Below are 17,491 nucleotides of genomic sequence, written 5' to 3' on the forward strand. Positions count from 1 at the left end.
AAAACCTATTTTTCTACTATCGACAGCGCCGAACTCGCCGGGTCCGTATTCAGACAACAACAATGCACGGACCGGCGGTGCCGGGAAGCAGCGGACTGCCGATAGCTTTCGCTTAACGGAGCAAAGCCTGGAGGGCTTTATCATGGAGATGTTATCAGGCGCCCAGATGGTGGTTAGAGCGCTGGAAGATCAGGGAGTTGAGCACGTTTTCGGCTACCCTGGTGGCTCAGTGCTCGACATCTATGACGCTCTCTTTGAAAACGGCAAGATGGAGCATGTCCTGGTGCGGCACGAGCAGGCCGCGGTGCACATGGCGGACGGTTACGCCCGCTCCACCGGCAAGGTGGGCACTGTGCTGGTGACTTCGGGTCCCGGCGCCACCAACTGCATTACGGGGATCGCGACCGCCTACATGGACTCCATCCCCCTGGTGATCCTGTCCGGCCAGGTGCCGACCAGCATGATCGGGGAGGATGCATTCCAGGAGACCGACATGATCGGCATCTCCCGCCCGGTGGTGAAGCACAGCTTCCTGTGCAAGAAGGCCAGTGACATTCCCGACGCCATCAAGAAGGCCTATTACATTGCTGCCAGTGGCCGCCCGGGGCCGGTGGTGGTGGATCTGCCCAAAGACGTGCAGAACCCGAAAGAGAAGTTTCCCTATCAGTATCCCGAGACGGTGTCCCTGCGCTCCTACAATCCGACCAAGTCGGGCCACAAGGGGCAGATCAAGCGGGCCGCCAAGCTGCTGGTGGAGGCCGAGCGCCCGGTGATGTACGTCGGCGGCGGCGCCATCAATGCCAATGCGGATCACCTGGTGACCAAGCTGGCGGAGCTGTTGAACCTGCCGGTGACCACCACCCTGATGGGGTTGGGGGCCTTCTCCGGCACCCATCCGCAATTCATCGGCATGCTGGGCATGCACGGCACCTTCGAAGCGAACAAGACCATGCACAACGCGGATCTGATCTTCGCCGTGGGTGCCCGCTTCGATGATCGCGTCACCAACAACGTGGCCAAGTTCTGCCCCAATGCCACCATAGTCCACATCGACATCGATCCCACCTCCATCTCCAAGACGGTGCAGGCCCACGTGCCCATCGTCGGCTCGGTGGAAACCGTGCTGGAGCAGATGCTGGAAGTGATCCGCGAGTGTGGTTTCGACAACGACAAGCAGGTACTGGCGGACTGGTGGAGCCAGATCGGCCAGTGGCGCTCGCGCAACTGCCTGGCCTACGAGACCCACCCCACCCTGATCAAGCCGCAGCAGGTGATCGAGACCCTCTACAAGGTGACCAAGGGGGAGGCGTTCGTGGCCTCCGACGTGGGCCAGCACCAGATGTTTGCCGCCCTCTACTACCCGTTTGCCAAGCCGCGCCAGTGGATCAACTCCGGGGGCCTGGGCACCATGGGGTTCGGCATTCCGGCCGCCATGGGCGCCCAGTTTGCCAACCCGGATGCGGTGGTCTGCTGCGTGACCGGCGACGGTTCGGTGCAGATGAACATTCAGGAGCTCTCCACCTGCATGCAGTACGGGGTGCCCATCAAGATCATCTCCATCAACAACCGGGCGCTGGGCATGGTCAAGCAGTGGCAGAAGATGTTCTACGGCGGTCGCCACAGCCACTCCTACATGGAGTCGCTGCCGGACTTCGTCAAACTGGCGGAAGCCTACGGTCACGTCGGCATCGCGGTGAGCGATCCGGCCGAGCTGGAGAGCGCCATGGAGAAGGCCTTCGCCATGAAGGATCGGCTGGTGTTCATGGACATCTCGGTCGACCCGGATGAGCACGTCTATCCGATGCAGATAAAGTTCGGCGCCATGGACGAGATGTGGCTGAGCAAGACGGAGAGAACCTGACGATGGAACATATTATTTCGGTCGTGCTCAAGGAACTCAAGTTTGGTTCCATCAAGGACGAGATGTGGCTGAGCAAGGCGGGGGAAATATCATGAGACACATCATTTCAGTACTGCTGGAAAACGAATCCGGCGCCCTGAGCCGGGTGGTGGGCCTCTTCTCCCAGCGCGGCTACAACATCGAGACCCTGACGGTGGCCCCCACCGAGGATCCCACCCTGTCGCGCATGACCATCGTCACCATGGGTGACGAGCGGGTGCTGGAGCAGATCCAGAAGCAGTTGCACAAGCTGGTGGACGTGCTCAAGGTATGCGACTTGAGCGAGGGTGAGCACATCGAGCGGGAGATCGCGCTGGTCAAGGCGCGCGCCGCCGGTGGTGGTCGTGACGAGCTGAAACGACTGGCGGATATCTTCCGTGGCCAGATCGTCGACGTCACCCCCGAGCTCTATACGGTGCAGCTGGTGGGTACCAGCGACAAGCTGGATGCCTTCATCAAGACGGCGGCCCAGACCAACGAGATCATCGAAGTGGTGCGCTCCGGTGTCTGCGGCATCTCCCGCGCCGACAAGGCGCTGCGCCCCTGAGCCGGTGGCTGGCGGGTTTGTTGTCCAAAGGGGCTCCTCGGAGCCCCTTTTTCATGGGCGCAAGGCGGTGCAGGGGAGTGGGCCGGACCTGTCATTTTCTTTCAAATGATCGGTAAACTATCCACAAAAGCTGTGGAAAAGTCTGTAGATTAGCGGTGTGTCTGACGTTAGTGTGCTGATCTTAAAGAAGTATTTGGATCTGATCTCGGCTGGGGCGCAATTGTGCAATCGCCTCTGGCGGGTGTGAGCGTTTGCTTATCCCGCCGCCCTTGCCGGGCTGGCCTCTGAACGAGAATGCGGGATCCTAACTGGATCCTGATTTGATCTCGCGGATCAACATCTGTCCGTCAGCCATAAAAAAACCCGCCTTGCGGCGGGTTTTTCAACAGGGATAAGCTCGGACGATTACTCGGCCTGGGCTGCCTGGATACCGGTCAGGGCGATGGTGTAGACGATGTCGTCCACCAGGGCGCCTCGGGACAGGTCGTTGACCGGCTTGCGCATGCCTTGCAGCATGGGGCCGATGGAGACCAGATCCGCGGAGCGCTGTACCGCCTTGTAGGTGGTGTTGCCGGTGTTCAGGTCCGGGAACACGAACACGGTGGCTTTACCTGCAACCGGTGAGTTCGGTGCCTTGGACTTGGCCACGTTCTCCATGATGGCCGCATCGTACTGCAGCGGGCCGTCGATGATGAGGTCGGGGCGCTTGGCCTTGGCCAGCTCGGTGGCTTCACGCACTTTCTCTACATCGGCGCCGGCGCCGGAGGTGCCGGTGGAGTAGGAGATCATGGCGACGCGCGGCTCGATGCCGAAGGCAGCAGCGGAGTCGGCGGACTGGATGGCGATCTCGGCCAGCTGCTCGGCAGTGGGATCCGGGTTGATCGCGCAGTCACCGTAGACCAGTACCTGGTCCGGCAGCAGCATGAAGAAGATGGAGGAGATCAGGGAAGAACCCGGAGCGGTCTTGATGATCTGCATCGGCGGACGGATGGTGTTGGCAGTGGTGTGCACCGCGCCGGATACCAGGCCGTCAACTTCATTGCGCTCCAGCATCATGGTACCCAGTACCACGTTGTCTTCCAGCTGCTCGCGGGCAACCACTTCGGTCATGCCCTTGTTCTTGCGCAGCTCGACCAGACGGGCCACATAGCGCTCGCGCACGGCAACCGGATCGATGATCTCGACGCGGTCGGTCAGTACCACGCCCTGCTGTTCGGCAACGCGACGGATTTCTTCCGGGTTGCCCAGCAGGACCGGACGGGCGATGCCGCGCTCGGCACAGATGGCGGCCGCCTTGATGGTCCGCGGCTCTTCCCCTTCCGGCAGCACGACGCGCTTGTTGGCCTGACGGGCCAGTTCGGTCAGCTGGTAGCGGAAAGCCGGCGGGCTCAGGCGACGGGAGCGGGTGGACTTGGCGGAGAGAGACTCGATCCAGTGCTTGTCGATGTGGCCGGCCACATAGTCTTGCACCAGCTCGATCCGCTCGCGGTCATCTTCCGGAATGTCGACGTTGAAGTTCTGCAGGCTGACGGCAGTCTGCCAGGTGTTGGTGCCGGTGATCATGATCGGCAGGCCGGTGGCCATGGCCTGTTGGCACAGCGCCATCACCTGGGGTTCTGGATGGTAGTTGCCGGTCAGCAGCAGGGCACCCAGCTTGACGCCGTTCATGGCGGACAGGCAGGCGGAGACGATGACGTCGGAGCGGTCGCCGGAAGTCACCAGCAGGCTGCCCGGACGGAAGTGCTCGATCATGTTGTGGATGGAGCGGGCACAGAAGGTCACGGTCTGCAGACGACGGCTGTCCAGCTCACCCTTGTGCAGGATCTTGGCGGCCAGGTGCTTGGCGAGATCCTTGGCGCGCGGGGCGATCAGCTGGGTATTCCAGGGGATGCAGCCGAGGATGCGCAGCGGGCTCTTGCCGAATACCTGCAGCACTTCCAGGTTATGGGCGGCGTCGGAGGTGTGGTGGTGGGCCTCGAACATCTCGGTCAGGTCAGGGCGGGTCACGCCATGCTCGTCAACCGGTGCACCCACCTTGTTGATGACGCAACCAACGATACGGGGGTTGTTGACGCCACCGAAGTTGGAGCAGGCCAGCTCGATACGCTCTTTCAGCTTCTGGCTGGAGTCGTTGCCCGGATGGGTCACGAACACCATGTCGGCGTCCAGCGCCTTGGCGACGTCGTAGTTCAGCTTGTTGGCAAACGGCTGCTTGTCGGTCGGCACCATGCCTTCGATGACCAGCACTTCGGCACCGCTGGCCTTCACGTGCTCTTCGAAGCGGGCCACGATCTCTTCCAGCAGGATGTCGGTGTTGCTGGAGGTGATCATGTTCTCGGCGTAGGAGAGGGCAAACGGCTCGGGCGGGTTGATGTTGGCAGCGGCGCGGATCACGGCGGTGGAGCGCTCGGTACCGGTTTCACCCGGACGCGGCTGAGCGACCGGTTTGAAGAAGCTGACATTGACACCGTGACGCTCCATGGCGCGAACAACGCCAAGGCTCACGGAAGTTACGCCGACACCAGTGCCGACCGGGATAAGCATAATAGTGCGTGCCACTTTATACCCCTTGTTCATTTTTGGGATCAGGAAAAGGCCGCCCTTGGGCGGCCTTGCTCTACAGCGAAATTATGCGCCAACCAGTTCCAGCGCGTCGTGGGCGATGACCCACTCTTCGTTGGTCGGGATAACCAGGGCTTTGGTGGAACCAGCCTTGGTGATCTCGCCACCCTTGCCGAAACGAGCCTTCAGGTTGGCGTCGTGATCGACGTCGAAGCCCAGCAGACCCAGCTTGTTCAGGGTGATTTCACGGATCGGGGCGGAGTTTTCACCGATACCACCGGTGAAGACCACGGCGTCCAGACGACCGTCCATGGCGGCGGCGTAGGCGCCGATGTACTTGGCCAGGCGATAGCAGTAAACGTCCATGGCACGCTTGGCTTCTTCTTTGCTGTCGTAGTTGTCTTCAACGAAACGGCAGTCGGAAGTCACTTCGGTCAGACCCTGCAGGCCGGACTCTTTGGTCAGCATGGTGTTGATGTCGGCCACGCTCATGCCCAGTTTGTCGTGCAGGAAGAAGATGATGGCCGGATCGATGTCACCGGAACGGGTACCCATCACCAGGCCTTCCAGCGGGGTCAGGCCCATGGAGGTGTCGACGGATTTGCCGTTCTTGATGGCGCAGACGGAACCGCCGTTGCCCAGATGGCAGTTGATGATGTTCAGCTCTTCCACCGGCTTGTTCAGCTGCTTGGCGGCTTCCAGGCTGATGTAGTAGTGGCTGGTGCCGTGGGCGCCGTAGCGACGGATGCCGTTCTCTTTGTAGAGCTTGTACGGCAGGGCGTACAGGAAGGCTTCTTCCGGCATGCTCTGGTGGAATGCGGTGTCGAACACGGCAACGTTCTTGTCGGCCAGCGCCGGGAACACGCGGCGGGCTTCACGGATACCGATCAGGTGAGCCGGGTTGTGCAGCGGCGCGTACGGTACGGCGGCTTCGATGCCGGCGATGACGTCGTCGCAGATGCGCACGGAGGAGGTGAAGCGCTCACCGCCGTGTACTACACGGTGGCCGATGGCGATCAGGTTCTTGGACAGCTCCGGGTTGAGCGGCAGGATCTTGTTGACGATGTAGTCCAGCGCTTCCTGGTGAGCGGCACCGGCGCCCAGATCGGCACTGCCTTTCTCACCGTTCAGTTTCCACTTGATGCGGGCGTCGTCGAGGTTGAAGCACTCGGCCAGGCCGGACAGCAGGTCATCACCGGTGGTTGCGTCAATGACAGCAAACTTCAGGGACGAGCTGCCACAGTTAAGAACAAGAACCAGCTTACTCATGAATAAATCCTATCGCAGATTGGGTTGTGTAGGAGGATGCGTTGGACGAGCCGTGTCCAAAAACTTTCAACTTATCCTTATGAGGGTTGGCAATCTGTTGCTTGCCCCTTGTATAGTGATACAAGACCCGAAATCCAGACGTCCCTGACAGCGCAACGGCAGGCCGTTGGCGCAAAAATTGGGCGTACAAAGGATAACCCGATTGTTGAAAAATAACAAAGTCATCCTCAACCTTTGTTATTGCGCATCAAATATTGTCGTGGTTTTGCCGTTAATACGTTCAAAAAGAGCTCGGAGGTAGCATGAGCATGAACATTTTTGGAACTAAGTTACAGCAAGGCCGTCATTATATGACCCTTTGGCCCCGCCGTCCCGAGCTTAATTCCATGTTCCCGGAGAATCGGGTGATCAAGGCCACCGAGTTCGCCCTCAAGGTCATTCCGGCGCTGGCGGTACTCAGCGTCATGCTGCAGTTCCAGTTTGGCGAGCTGCACTACTGGCCTTCCGTCATGACCTCGGTGCTGTTTCTGCTCAGCCTGCCGCTGCAGGGCTACTACTGGCTCGGTCAGCGCGCCGATACCCGGCTGCCGCCCTCCCTTGCCAGCTGGTATCGTGAGATCAACGGCAAGATGAACGAGCAGGGCGGTCGTCGCCAACTGGTGGCCCAGCCCAGATACGAAGAGCTGGCCGATACCCTCAACGCCGCCTTCAAGCAGTTGGACAAATCCTTCCTCTACGAGTGAGGCCTGTGGCCCATGACTCGGACCAAGGCGCCTCGCGGCGCCTTTTTCATATCTATCAGGCTGCCAGAACCTTGCGGATCTCCTGGATGGAGAGCTTGTACTGACGCGGGCACTGGCGCCAGACCGTCAGCATGCGCTGGTACTTGTCGCGCATGGCGATATCGCTGGAGAGCTCGTCGCACGGGCACTTGAGCTCGGGGAAGCGCTTGTCCACCTCCAGAAGGAAGCAGACGTAGTCGGCCAGCTCCCGCTCCTGGCTGCGGCTATAGCCGTTGAACTCCAGCCGGCTGGCATTGATTTCGCCCTGATCGGCTGCTTCCAGGTTGCCCCAGGAGATGGCCAGCGCGTGGTGCAGTTCCAGGGTGTCGATCACCTCCTGGCAGGTGGCCAGATCCAGATGGCCGAAACTCTTCTCCAGTTCGAGGATCTGCAGGCAGTAGCCGCGCTCGATGATGGTGCTGGCCCGTTGATAAAACGCCGCCTTCTCCGGATTGAGTTTGGCCAGGATCTCGTACTGGTTGCTCAGGATCAGACGTTCGGTGTGGCTCATGTTCATGGGCTTTTCTCACTGGAAAATGAAACTGGGGCCACGTTAACCGATATATGAGATGAATTTTTTGATCTGGCAGGGGAGGTTGGCGAGATAGCGGGGCGGGAAATCAACGTCGATCCCGGCTGGTTAATTAAATGTAACGGCTGGCGGCTTGCTTTCTGGCCCGCTGGCGCAACAATAAGGGCGTCATTTGGCCGTGCCGAAAGACCCGTCACCAAGGCATCCCATCGCGGATGCAAGCCGGCGCCTTCATGACAAATGAGAACGTCGCCGCCAGTCACTTGCCTGGCAGGCGAGCCGAAGGACCGGGCATCGAGCCTCCTGCCCGCAACGCGAGGCAGGCAACGACATGCGAATAAAAAAGGGCCTGCACTTGCAGGCCCTTTCCATGTAGGCAGTACCGGTATCTGGGGTTCAGCCCTTGAGCAGGTCGAGCACCACCTGATGGTGATCGCTGGTCTTGAACTTGTCGAAGCGATGGCTAATTTTGCCCTCTTCGTCGATGAGGAAGCTCAGCCGGTGGATACCGTCATACTCCTTGCCCATGAACTTCTTCGGGCCCCAGACGCCAAATGCATCGGCCACCGCATGATCTTCATCGGCCAGCAGGCGGAAGTTCAGGTTGTCGCGCTCCTCGAATTTTTTCAGCCGTTTGGCCGGATCCGGGCTGATGCCAAGCACCACCACATTGAGGGCGGCCAGCTCGGCGTTGACGTCGCGCAGGCCGCAGGCCTGGGTGGTGCAGCCCGGGGTCATCGCCTTGGGATAGAAGTAGACGAGCACTTTCTTGCCGCGCAGGTCGGCAAGGTGTACCTGGTTACCGTCTTGATCGGACAGGGAAAAATCGGGGGCCAGGCTGCCAGCGGATAAAGGTTGCATGGGATCTCCTTGGATGAGCCGTCAGGCGTGTTTGTGATTGACGATGAATTCGAACGATTCTGCGCCCAGTTCACGACAGAATCCGGCGAAGGCCGTCTGCGAGCCGGCCGCCTCTCCCTGCTTGGCCAGATTGAGCTGAAAGCTGGCCTTGAGCAGGTTGAACGGCTGCTGTTCCAGGGTGACGGTCTGCATGGCCTGGATGTCCCAGCCGTGATCGCTGAAGAACTGGGTGCACTGGCTTACGATGCCCGGCTGGTCCCGGATCAGGATCTCGGCGTTGGCGCTGATGTCGTATTGCAGCGACTGGTGGCGTTCGGTGCGCTTCATCATGGTGATGAGGTCCCACTCCTGGCTGCGCAGGGGCAGGCTTATCTCGAGTTGCATCAGGCTGTTCCAGTCACCGGACAGCAGCATGATGAAGGTGAATTCATTGCCGAAGATGCCAAGACGGCTGTCGACAATGTTGCAGCCACACCCACTGACGTGGCGGGTGACCTCATTGACGATGCCAGGCCTGTCCGTGCCGATGGCCGTTACGACCAGGTAATGAGTCATAAATCTTCTCTCGTCCATTAGCGGGTTGCGAATGTGGATGCAGTGGCATAGCCCGAACGGGCTGGCCATGGGCCACTGCCAGCGATCCTGCATGGCAACCTCGTTGAGAATCTCGTTGCAACGAGCACGGTATCGGGGTGTCACGACCAGCGTCCGGCGTGTTCCACCGCGGCTCGCGCAGTGCGGTTTTTGCCGGATGGTAACACGGCTTGCCCCTGGCCTCCCTTGTTTTTCCAAGGGGGCAGCTTTACCATAACGCCCCTGAAAATCGGGAGAAATATCCATGTTGCGCGGTAGTATTGTTGCCCTCGTTACCCCCATGCTGGCTTCAGGCGAAGTCGATTGGGCCAGTCTGGCCACTCTGGTCGACTATCATGTCAGCGCCGGGACCAGCGCCATCGTGGCGGTCGGGACCACGGGGGAGTCGGTGACCCTGAGCGAGCAGGAGCACATCGCCGTCGTGGAGAAAACCGTGGCGCTGGCCGCCGGACGCATTCCGGTCATCGCCGGTTGCGGCTCCAACAATACCGCCCATGCCATCGACCTGGCCAGGCGCTTCGCCGAAACCGGCGTGGTGGCGGGTCTCTCGGTCACCCCCTATTACAACAAACCCACCCAGGAAGGCCTCTATCGTCACTATTGTGCGATCGCCGAGGCTAGTGGTCTGCCCCAAATTCTTTATAATGTGCCCGGTCGTACCGGTTGCGATCTCAAACCGGAGACGGTAGCCCGACTGGCCAAGGTGCCCGGCATCATAGGCCTGAAAGAGGCGACCGGGGATCTGAGCCGTACGCCGCTGCTGCGCGAGCTGTGCGGCGCACAATTCGCGCTTTATAGTGGCGATGATGCCAGTGGATGTGATTTCATGCTGCAAGGCGGGGACGGAGTCATTTCGGTCACCACCAATATTGCAGCGGCCCAGATGGCCGACATGTGTCGTGCTGCGCTGGCCGGTGATGCCGGACGAGCGCACGACATCAACAATCGATTGATGCCGTTGCATCAGACTCTGTTCTGCGAACCGAGTCCTATCCCGGTGAAATGGGCCTGTGCCCAGCTGGGATTGATTGCGACGGCCACCTTGCGTCTGCCGCTCACCGACCTCACCCCCGAGGGCGAACAGGCGATGGCGCGAGCACTGACGACTGCGGAGTTGATGGCGAGTGTTTAAAGCAAATGGAAAGGGAAATGCAGTGCGCCTGGTGCTGAGTGTGGCGACCGTTGCCGTGCTGGCAGCCTGTAGCTCACCCCAGGAACGCAAGATGGCCAACCGTGGTTTCGAGTACGAGGATGCCCGCCTTGAAGGCCGTGCGTTTCTGGTGCCGGCCGGGTTGAATACCCCCGCCTTTAACAGCAGTTTCGACATTCCGGCCCTGCCCGAGAGCAGCCGTGGCGGTGCGCTGGGTGCCAAGGTTGACGTGCGTCCACCCGCCCAGCTGCTGACCGTGGTACCGGGCAGCCAGGTGGTGGCCAATGCTGGCGAACCCACCATGGCCTTCTACGCCCTCAGCACCTCCCAGAGCGTGGAGCGCGATACCTGGGCCTTCCTGATGAACTTCCTCGCCCAGTACAAGGTCACCACCGAGAAGCTGGACCAGCAGGCCGGCGTGCTGCAGACCGGCTGGTTTGACAACACCAAGGCCCTCGACGGCTGGAGTGAAGAGGACGATGACTTCGTCATTCGCCAGCGCTACCAGTTCACCCTGCGCAACGATCCTCAGCGCCACGCCGTCAACATGTCGGTACGGGTGCTGGATCATGAAGAGACCGTCGATGGCGAGACCAGCAAGGAGCTGACCCCGGCGGATGCCCAGCGCTACGCGACCCGGGCCCTCAACCAGTTCTCGCTCTACTACGACAAACAGCTCAAGTCCCGCGAACAGCACAAGGCCAACGATGGCATGGGGCTGGAACTGGGTCTGGACAACAACGAGCTGAGCGCCTGGATCGTCGATGGTTCGTTTGATCAGGTGTGGCGCCGTCTCAATCAGGTGCTGCCGGCCTACGGTTTCACCATCAAGGATACCCAGCAGTCGCTGGGCTGGATCGACGTGGAGTACGACGAGCCGGGCAGCGAATTCTGGAAGGCCAAGGGCAGCGAGCCGTTCAAGCTGGACGAAGACAAGTATCGCTTCCAGCTTGGCGAGATGGCGGGGGGCAAGACCTCCATCACCCTGTTCGACAAGGACAAGAAGCCCGTGTCGTCCGGTGTCATCTCCCAGATGTACATCAGCCTGTCCGAGGCATTCGCCAAGGGTCTGGCTGACCAAGCTGCAAAAACAGAATAGAAACAGGGGCCTTGTGCCCCTGTTTTGTTATGTAAACCCCCCACAAACAGGAAGTGTTACTTACCATGAGTCTTGCAGATCAAGTATTGGCGGTGAACGACGATTTGCCGATCCGTACCGATAAACCCGTCCATTCCGGCAAGGTGCGCAGCGTCTACTGGCTGACCGCCGCAGACAGTGCCCGCCTCATCCGCGAGAAGGGTTACGACGTGCCGGCAGATGCGCCGCTCGCCATCATGGTGATCAGTGACCGGATCTCGGCCTTCGACTGCATCTGGCAGGGCGTGGACGGGCTCAACGGTGTGCCGGGCAAAGGGGCTGCGCTCAACGCCATCTCCAGCCACTGGTTCAAACTGTTCAAGGAGAAGGGGCTGGCCGACAGCCACATCCTGGACATCCCCCATCCCTTCGTCTGGATCGTGCAAAAAGCCCGTCCCGTGATGATCGAGGCGATTGCCCGCCAGTACATCACCGGCTCCATGTGGCGTGCCTACAAGGATGGCGAGCGCGAGTTCTGCGGCATCACCCTGCCGGAAGGACTGAAGAAGGATCAGAAGCTGCCCGAGATCCTCATCACCCCCTCCACCAAGGGCGTGCTGACTGGGCTGGACGGCGTGCCGGAAGCCGACGACGTCAACGTCTCCCGTGCCGACATCGAACGCCACTACCAAGGCTTCAACTTCAGCAAGCCGGCCGACATCGACCGCTACGAAGTGCTGCTCAAGGAAGGCTTCAACGTCATCAGTGACGCGCTGGCCGAGCTGGATCAGATCTTCGTCGACACCAAGTTCGAGTTTGGCTACGTCAATGATGCCGCCGGCAACGAGAAGCTGATCTACATGGATGAAGTGGGCACCCCCGACAGCTCCCGCATCTGGGATGGCGCCGCCCTGCGCGACGGCCAGATCGTCGAGAAGTCGAAAGAGGGTTTCCGCCAGTGGCTGCTCAACCACTTCCCGGATCCGGACATCCTGCTCAACAAGCACCGCATGCCCGAGCGCTTCGCCCTGGCCCTCGACAACAAGTTGCCGACCGAGGTGATGATGGACATCTCCAACACCTATGTGGGGATTGCCGAGAAGATCATCGGTCAGCCGCTGGTACGCAGCGCCAATCCGAAGCAGGAGATCATCGAAGTGCTGCGCGCGCAGTACGGGTTGATCGACTGAGGCACACCGCCTTTTTTGTTGCCGTAAAAACAAACGTTTGCCATCAGCCAACAGCAAGTCGGCATGCTGACAGCAATGGAACGGGCCCCATCACGGGGCCCGTTTTTGTTGCCGTACCGACTGGGCGGCAGCAGGGCGGCAATCAGCCGTTGACCCTGAACACCTGGCCGGTCTGCACCCCCAGTACCGACTTCTGGTAGGCCTGCGCCACCCTGGCGGCGGGTACGGGGACGAAGCCCGGGAAGAAGCTGGCGTATTTATCCATCGACTCCGTCAGCACGGTCGGGCTCACCACGTTGATGCGCAGACCCCGCGGCAGCTCGCAGGCCGCCGCCTTGACGAAGTGCTCGATGGCGCCGTTGATGGTGGTCGCGCTCGTCCCCCAGTTGATGGGCTCCTCGCTCAGGATGCCGCTGATCAGGGTGATGGATCCCTTGTCGTTCAGGTGGGGGATGGCGGCCCGGGTCAGGTTGATCTGGCCCATCAGCTTGCTCTCCAGTCCCACCTGCCACTGCTCGTCGGTCATCTCGGTGAGAGCGTTGAAGGCCACGCTGCCGCTGGCCACCACCAGCGCATCGAACTGGCCCAGCTTGGCGAACAGCGCCTTGATGGAGGCGGGATCGCGCATGTCGACCGTGGCGTCCCCCTGGCTGTGACCGACTCGGATCACCTGGTGGTCTTTGGCGAGCAACTCACTGACGGCGGAGCCGACGGTGCCGGAGGCACCCACAATCACAATCTTCATCTGTTTCACTCCTGGTTGGGATATGTTGATTATAGCGCGATGAAAAGGGAGAAAAAGCGCGTAAAATAAACGCATTGTTTCCATATTGGAGCTAATGAATGGACATCTCCCACCTGGCCAGTTTTTATGAGGTGGTGCAAAAGGGCAGTTTCTCGGCCGCGGCCGACAGCCTGGGGGTGAGCAAGGGGATGCTGAGCCGTCACGTCAGCGCGCTGGAATCGACCCTCAATGCCCAGCTGTTGCAGCGTACCACTCGCCGACTCAGCCTCACCGAGGCGGGCCGGACCCTCTATCAGCAGGCCGGCGAGATCTTCGCGCTGGCGCGCCAGGCGGAGCAGGATATCCAGGCCCTGACCGAGGAGGATGGCGGCCGGCTGCGCTTCACCTGCCCGGTCAGTACCGGTGATCGCATGGTGAACGATCTGCTGGCCCGCTTTGCCGAGCTCTGTCCCGGCGTCCAGGTCGAACTCAACTTCACCAACGCCATGATCGACATGAGCCAGGGGGAGCACGACATCGCCCTGCGCGCCATGAGCAGCATTCCCGACAACCTGGTGGCCCTGCCACTCGGCAGGCTCAAGGACGTGGTGGTGGCAAGCCCCGCCCTGCTGGCGCGGGAGGGGATCCCCGCTACCCCTTATGAGCTGGGCGGGCGGCCCTGCCTGCTGCAGGGCCACAACCCGGCCTGGGAGCAGTGGCACTTTCGCAAGGGGGAGGAGGAGGCGCACATCCTGGTGCAGGGCAAGGTGCGGGCCAACCACTACAGTACCGTGCTGCAGCTGGCTCGGGCCGGCATGGGGTACGCCAAGTGTCCGCTGATGCTGGTGGAACCCTGGCTGGCGCAGGGAGAGCTGGTCACCGTGCTGGCGGAGTGGCAGACCGGGTTGCACCCGCTGCACGTTCTGCACGCCCAGCAGCGGCGAGTGCCACGCAAGATCCGGCTGTTCAAGCAGGTGTTGGCCCAGTGGTTTGCCGAGCGCCCCCACTACCTGCTCTGAGTCGCCGTTATTTTTCTGTCATCTTCGGCTGCTAGCCTGCGCCCATCAACGCGAACAGGAAGATGAGCAAACATGAAGGGTTATCGGTACGGGTGTGGGGTATCGCTGCTGTGGGCAGCGCTGGGCATGAAGATGGTGCTGGGCAGTGCGACGTGGGCGGCCGTCGAGGTGACGGTGCCGGCGGATTTCCAGATCCTGGCGGTGAGTGCGGGCACACTGCACGACGAGCAGCATGCCACTCTGCCGGATGGGGAGCAGCAGTTGCTGGTGCGTTATGAAGGGGTGATCCCGAGTCGCAGCAGCAGCGAGAATGACCGCCAGCTGCGCTCCGCGCCGCAGGTGCTGCGTTATCAAGCCAGCCAGCAGCAGGTACGACTGGTCGCCAACTTGCCGAGCGATGACAGGGGCATGGCGCAGTATGCCGAGTCTCCGGTCATGGGTCTGCAGGCCGGTGGCCAGCGCATTGCCAGCCAGCAGGATGCGCTGGTTACCAGCGGCATGCTGATTGGCATGGACTGGCGAGCCAAACTCGCCGAATACAATCAGAGCGGTGGCAAGGCGGCATTGAGCACGGTCGTGCCTGTCACCGCAACCGCCGGTGCGGTTGAACCGGTGGCGGCCAGCGCGCTGGAGGGCCAGTTGCAGCAACTCTTCCTCAAGGCCGACCCTGCGCTTCGCAAGCGCTTTGTCAGCTGGGCCGTGCCGCGACTTTAAGTTTGCGGCCCGTTGCAGTAACGTGGGTGCTCTCATCGTGCATCGCGCCCACCTTACGTCAACGAGGTCTTCATGTTTGAACTGCACAGCCGTCTGCAGGCAGATACCCGCCTGCTCGGCGATCTGCCCCTTTGCCGCGTCCTGCTGGCCAAGGACAGCCAGTACCCCTGGCTCATCCTGGTGCCGAGAGTGGCCAATCTACGGGAAATTCACCACCTGGCACCGGCGCAGCAACAGCAGCTGATGGAGGAATCCTGCGCGGTCGCCACCCTGATGGAGCAGGCGCTGCGGCCGGACAAGATCAACGTGGCGGCGCTTGGCAATCTGGTGCCCCAGCTGCATCTGCACCATGTCGCCCGTTTCAGTACCGACAAGGCCTGGCCCGGTCCCATCTGGGGGGCTTATCCCTCCGTGCCCTATGAGGATGCCGCCTTGCTGGCAGAGGCGGCCAGCTGGCGTCTCAAGCTGGCCAATCTGGCCGGATTCAGCCTGCTTGGCACTGACAATTGAATCAACTGAGAGGCGGCTCGCTATTTCGAAGCCCAAGCCGCGCTATCTGTTAGAGTTATGGTATAGATAAGCCCATTTTCGATGTTCAGGAAGGTCCCATGATAGTGACAAGAGCCGACAACGATACCGTATTGACCACAGAGGACGTGCTGCTGAGCCTGTGCCATTCGGTCACGGATGTATTGAGTGCGGCAACCCAGAGTCAGGTGCGTTTCTCCGGCATGGTACAGCGGATCAGCAAGACCTGCCTCAAGCCGGATATCGGCTGCTTCGTGCTGTTTGACGGCGGCTTCTCCGGCCTGGTGGTGATCAACTTCTCCGCCTCCGCCGCCATGGAGCTGTACGAGAGCTACATGCTCAGCATGGGGCTCTCCAAGGAAGATCTCGCCATCTCCCATACCTCGGACGAGGTGAGCAACGTGATGGGCGAGCTGATGAACCAGATCGTCGGCAGCTTCACCGTCAAGGTCGGCCGCGATCTGCAGACTCACATCACCCAGAACCAGCCGAAGATGCTGGCCCTCAACAAGCAGGTGATGCTGAGCGTCGATACCAACCTCGACAGTCCGGAGTCGCGCCGGGTCACCTTCTTCACCGCCCGCAACAACATCTTCTATCTGGAGCTGGCGATGGACAAGACCGAGTTCATCCGCATCCACAACGACGGCATGGATCAGGAGGAACTGGATCCCGATGCCCTGATCGCCCAGACCAAACGCGAGGCTGCCCAGCCGGCTCCGGTCGCCGCCCCGGTGGCCAACGATCACGACGATCTGCTCGACTCGCTCGGGATCTGATGGCCGCAGGCCGTTGCAAATGACGAGGCCACCCATGGGGTGGCCTCGTTTGTTGATGCGGGTCGGGTTTAGAAGTTGTAGAGCAGACCCGTGCTGAAACGGGTGGACTGACTGTCGTAGAAGTTGATGTCCGAGTCGGCGTTGGCATAGGCGGCGGTGAAGGTGGCGGCGAGGGCGTTGACGCCAAACAGGTTGTGCCAGAAGAAGGTGCCGTTGATGGCAAATTCGTCGGCATCGGCACGCTGGCCGAAGATGGGGTTTGCCTCGTCATACTTGCGCTTGCCGGTATAGAGGTTGCTGACGAAGGACCACTTGGGGCCGCGCTTGGCATAGGTCAGCTTCAGGCCGGTGTTCTTGAAACTCTCGGCGCTGCCGTCAAGGCGGGCCTGCTTGTAGACGATGGCCGGCTCCAGCAGCTGGTTGCCGCCAAAGTGCCACTGGTAGGAGAGCTCCATGTCGTGCATCTTGCCGTTGCGATCCAGCATGTCGGCGTAGTGGGTGCCGTGGCTCTGATCATACTGCTGGCCGCTGCGCTCCTCATCCATGTCCACCTCCCGGGTGGTCAGGTTGCCGTAGAAGTTGCTGCCCCAGATCTTGTCCCAGGCAAAACGCGCCCCTTTCGATTTCACATCGGTGGAGCTGCGATCCACCCCGGTGGCGAAGGGATCGCTCCACAGCTCGACCGGCATGACGTTGAACACCAGCGAGGTGGCGACTATGCCCTTGTCACCCATCTCCTGACGCAGGCCGAGCTGCTGGGTGAAGTCGAAGCGTACCGCGTCCTGGATCAGGTTGCCGAGGAAGATCTGGGTACGGGTATCGGCAAAGGTGTAGCGGATATCGGCGTTGAGCAGCGGCGTCAGGCCGCTCTCGCTGTCGGGCGAACCGAGGTCATTGATGCGACTGTGGTTGTCATCGCCGGCATAGAAGTTGGACTTGTAGCTGACGGCGTTGACCCCGCCCAGCAGGAAACCGGACCAGCCGGACTGCTTGGGGATCTCGCCCAGATCGGCGTGGGCGGCATTGGCTGCCAGCAGGCCAAGACTCAGCAGGGTGAGATTACGCATCGATGAGACTCCTGAAATATCAGTTGGTTGAATTGAACGGCCGAATATTATAGCCAGCCAGGCTTAACCCGGGCTGACCGAATTGACTCCGGCATGCTACCCCAGCGGGCGGAGGAGGTTAACCGATAATTTATCGTGCGACGGCACAAGAGTTCGGCGCGCCGTGCTGGTATTCTGTTCGGCGAATATCGGGGA

General features: G+C 60.8%; 17 protein-coding genes. 10 read left to right on the forward strand and 7 right to left on the reverse strand.

Features of this window, described 5'->3' with window-relative positions:
- Nucleotides 1–142 precede the first annotated feature (142 nt).
- Together R2E40_RS04470 and ilvN are read left to right on the forward strand one after the other, a co-directional pair.
- Entirely contained in the window at nt 143–1,861 is a 1,719-nt protein-coding gene (locus R2E40_RS04470) for an acetolactate synthase 3 large subunit (protein WP_011704827.1), read from the forward strand.
- Between the two features lie 91 nt (nt 1,862–1,952).
- A complete protein-coding gene (gene ilvN / locus R2E40_RS04475) occupies nt 1,953–2,447 on the forward strand; it encodes an acetolactate synthase small subunit (RefSeq protein ID WP_011704829.1) in 495 nt (164 codons plus the stop codon).
- A gap of 405 nt (nt 2,448–2,852) precedes the next feature.
- On the opposite strand, the gene pta is transcribed toward ilvN, so the two are convergent.
- Together pta and R2E40_RS04485 are read right to left on the reverse strand one after the other, a co-directional pair.
- Nucleotides 2,853–5,024 (reverse strand): phosphate acetyltransferase, encoded by a 2,172-nt coding sequence (pta, locus tag R2E40_RS04480; protein WP_017410280.1) that lies wholly within the window; start codon nt 5,022–5,024, stop codon nt 2,853–2,855.
- A gap of 51 nt (nt 5,025–5,075) precedes the next feature.
- A complete protein-coding gene (locus tag R2E40_RS04485; RefSeq protein ID WP_171280179.1) occupies nt 5,076–6,278 on the reverse strand; it encodes an acetate kinase in 1,203 nt (400 codons plus the stop codon).
- Between the two features lie 302 nt (nt 6,279–6,580).
- Between R2E40_RS04485 and yfbV the strand changes: the two genes are divergently transcribed.
- Complete coding sequence (gene yfbV / locus R2E40_RS04490; protein WP_011704832.1) at nt 6,581–7,021, forward strand: terminus macrodomain insulation protein YfbV; 441 nt, start codon at nt 6,581–6,583, stop codon at nt 7,019–7,021.
- 55 nt (nt 7,022–7,076) lie between these two features.
- On the opposite strand, the gene R2E40_RS04495 is transcribed toward yfbV, so the two are convergent.
- The 3 genes from R2E40_RS04495 to R2E40_RS04505 all read right to left on the reverse strand — a co-directional run bounded on the left by R2E40_RS04495 (nt 7,077) and on the right by R2E40_RS04505 (nt 9,008).
- Entirely contained in the window at nt 7,077–7,577 is a 501-nt protein-coding gene (locus tag R2E40_RS04495; protein ID WP_011704833.1) for a YfbU family protein, read from the reverse strand.
- A 411-nt stretch (nt 7,578–7,988) separates the two neighbouring features.
- On the reverse strand, nt 7,989–8,453 hold the full coding sequence (gene bcp, locus R2E40_RS04500; protein WP_318164859.1) for a thioredoxin-dependent thiol peroxidase: 465 nt from the start codon (nt 8,451–8,453) through the stop codon (nt 7,989–7,991).
- Nucleotides 8,454–8,474: 21 nt separating this feature from the next.
- On the reverse strand, nt 8,475–9,008 hold the full coding sequence (locus R2E40_RS04505; protein WP_146054394.1) for a glycine cleavage system protein R: 534 nt from the start codon (nt 9,006–9,008) through the stop codon (nt 8,475–8,477).
- A 283-nt stretch (nt 9,009–9,291) separates the two neighbouring features.
- Here R2E40_RS04505 and dapA point away from each other — a divergent pair, with 283 nt between their 5' ends.
- The 3 genes from dapA (at nt 9,292) to R2E40_RS04520 (ending at nt 12,465) form a co-directional block, all read left to right on the forward strand.
- The gene (dapA, locus tag R2E40_RS04510; RefSeq protein ID WP_045790562.1) at nt 9,292–10,179 is read left to right on the forward strand and encodes a 4-hydroxy-tetrahydrodipicolinate synthase; all 888 of its coding nucleotides are present in this window, start codon (nt 9,292–9,294) and stop codon (nt 10,177–10,179) included.
- Complete coding sequence (gene bamC / locus R2E40_RS04515) at nt 10,172–11,296, forward strand: outer membrane protein assembly factor BamC (protein WP_318164860.1); 1,125 nt, start codon at nt 10,172–10,174, stop codon at nt 11,294–11,296. The genes dapA and bamC overlap by 8 nt, the downstream gene beginning before the upstream one ends.
- 65 nt (nt 11,297–11,361) lie before the next feature.
- Nucleotides 11,362–12,465, forward strand: coding sequence for a phosphoribosylaminoimidazolesuccinocarboxamide synthase (locus R2E40_RS04520; RefSeq protein WP_318164861.1), 1,104 nt, complete (start codon nt 11,362–11,364; stop codon nt 12,463–12,465).
- 142 nt (nt 12,466–12,607) lie between these two features.
- On the opposite strand, the gene R2E40_RS04525 is transcribed toward R2E40_RS04520, so the two are convergent.
- Nucleotides 12,608–13,210, reverse strand: a complete 603-nt coding sequence (locus R2E40_RS04525) for a short chain dehydrogenase (RefSeq protein ID WP_318164862.1) — start codon at nt 13,208–13,210, stop codon at nt 12,608–12,610.
- Between the two features lie 98 nt (nt 13,211–13,308).
- Here R2E40_RS04525 and R2E40_RS04530 point away from each other — a divergent pair, with 98 nt between their 5' ends.
- From R2E40_RS04530 to R2E40_RS04545, 4 genes are all read left to right on the forward strand, one after another.
- On the forward strand, nt 13,309–14,208 hold the full coding sequence (locus R2E40_RS04530) for a LysR family transcriptional regulator (protein WP_024944316.1): 900 nt from the start codon (nt 13,309–13,311) through the stop codon (nt 14,206–14,208).
- 72 nt (nt 14,209–14,280) lie between these two features.
- Entirely contained in the window at nt 14,281–14,922 is a 642-nt protein-coding gene (locus tag R2E40_RS04535) for a DUF2057 domain-containing protein (RefSeq protein ID WP_318164863.1), read from the forward strand.
- A 72-nt stretch (nt 14,923–14,994) separates the two neighbouring features.
- The gene (locus tag R2E40_RS04540; RefSeq protein ID WP_318164864.1) at nt 14,995–15,432 is read left to right on the forward strand and encodes an HIT domain-containing protein; all 438 of its coding nucleotides are present in this window, start codon (nt 14,995–14,997) and stop codon (nt 15,430–15,432) included.
- A 98-nt stretch (nt 15,433–15,530) separates the two neighbouring features.
- Nucleotides 15,531–16,229, forward strand: coding sequence for a DUF3334 family protein (locus tag R2E40_RS04545; RefSeq protein ID WP_318164865.1), 699 nt, complete (start codon nt 15,531–15,533; stop codon nt 16,227–16,229).
- A 68-nt stretch (nt 16,230–16,297) separates the two neighbouring features.
- Here the strand turns inward: R2E40_RS04545 and R2E40_RS04550 are convergent, their stop codons facing one another.
- Nucleotides 16,298–17,296 (reverse strand): DUF2860 family protein, encoded by a 999-nt coding sequence (locus R2E40_RS04550; protein WP_318164866.1) that lies wholly within the window; start codon nt 17,294–17,296, stop codon nt 16,298–16,300.
- Nucleotides 17,297–17,491: the final 195 nt, after the last annotated feature.

The sequence above is a fragment of the Aeromonas sp. CD genome, from assembly GCF_033349375.1.
In the GTDB taxonomy this organism is placed as follows: domain Bacteria; phylum Pseudomonadota; class Gammaproteobacteria; order Enterobacterales; family Aeromonadaceae; genus Aeromonas; species Aeromonas hydrophila.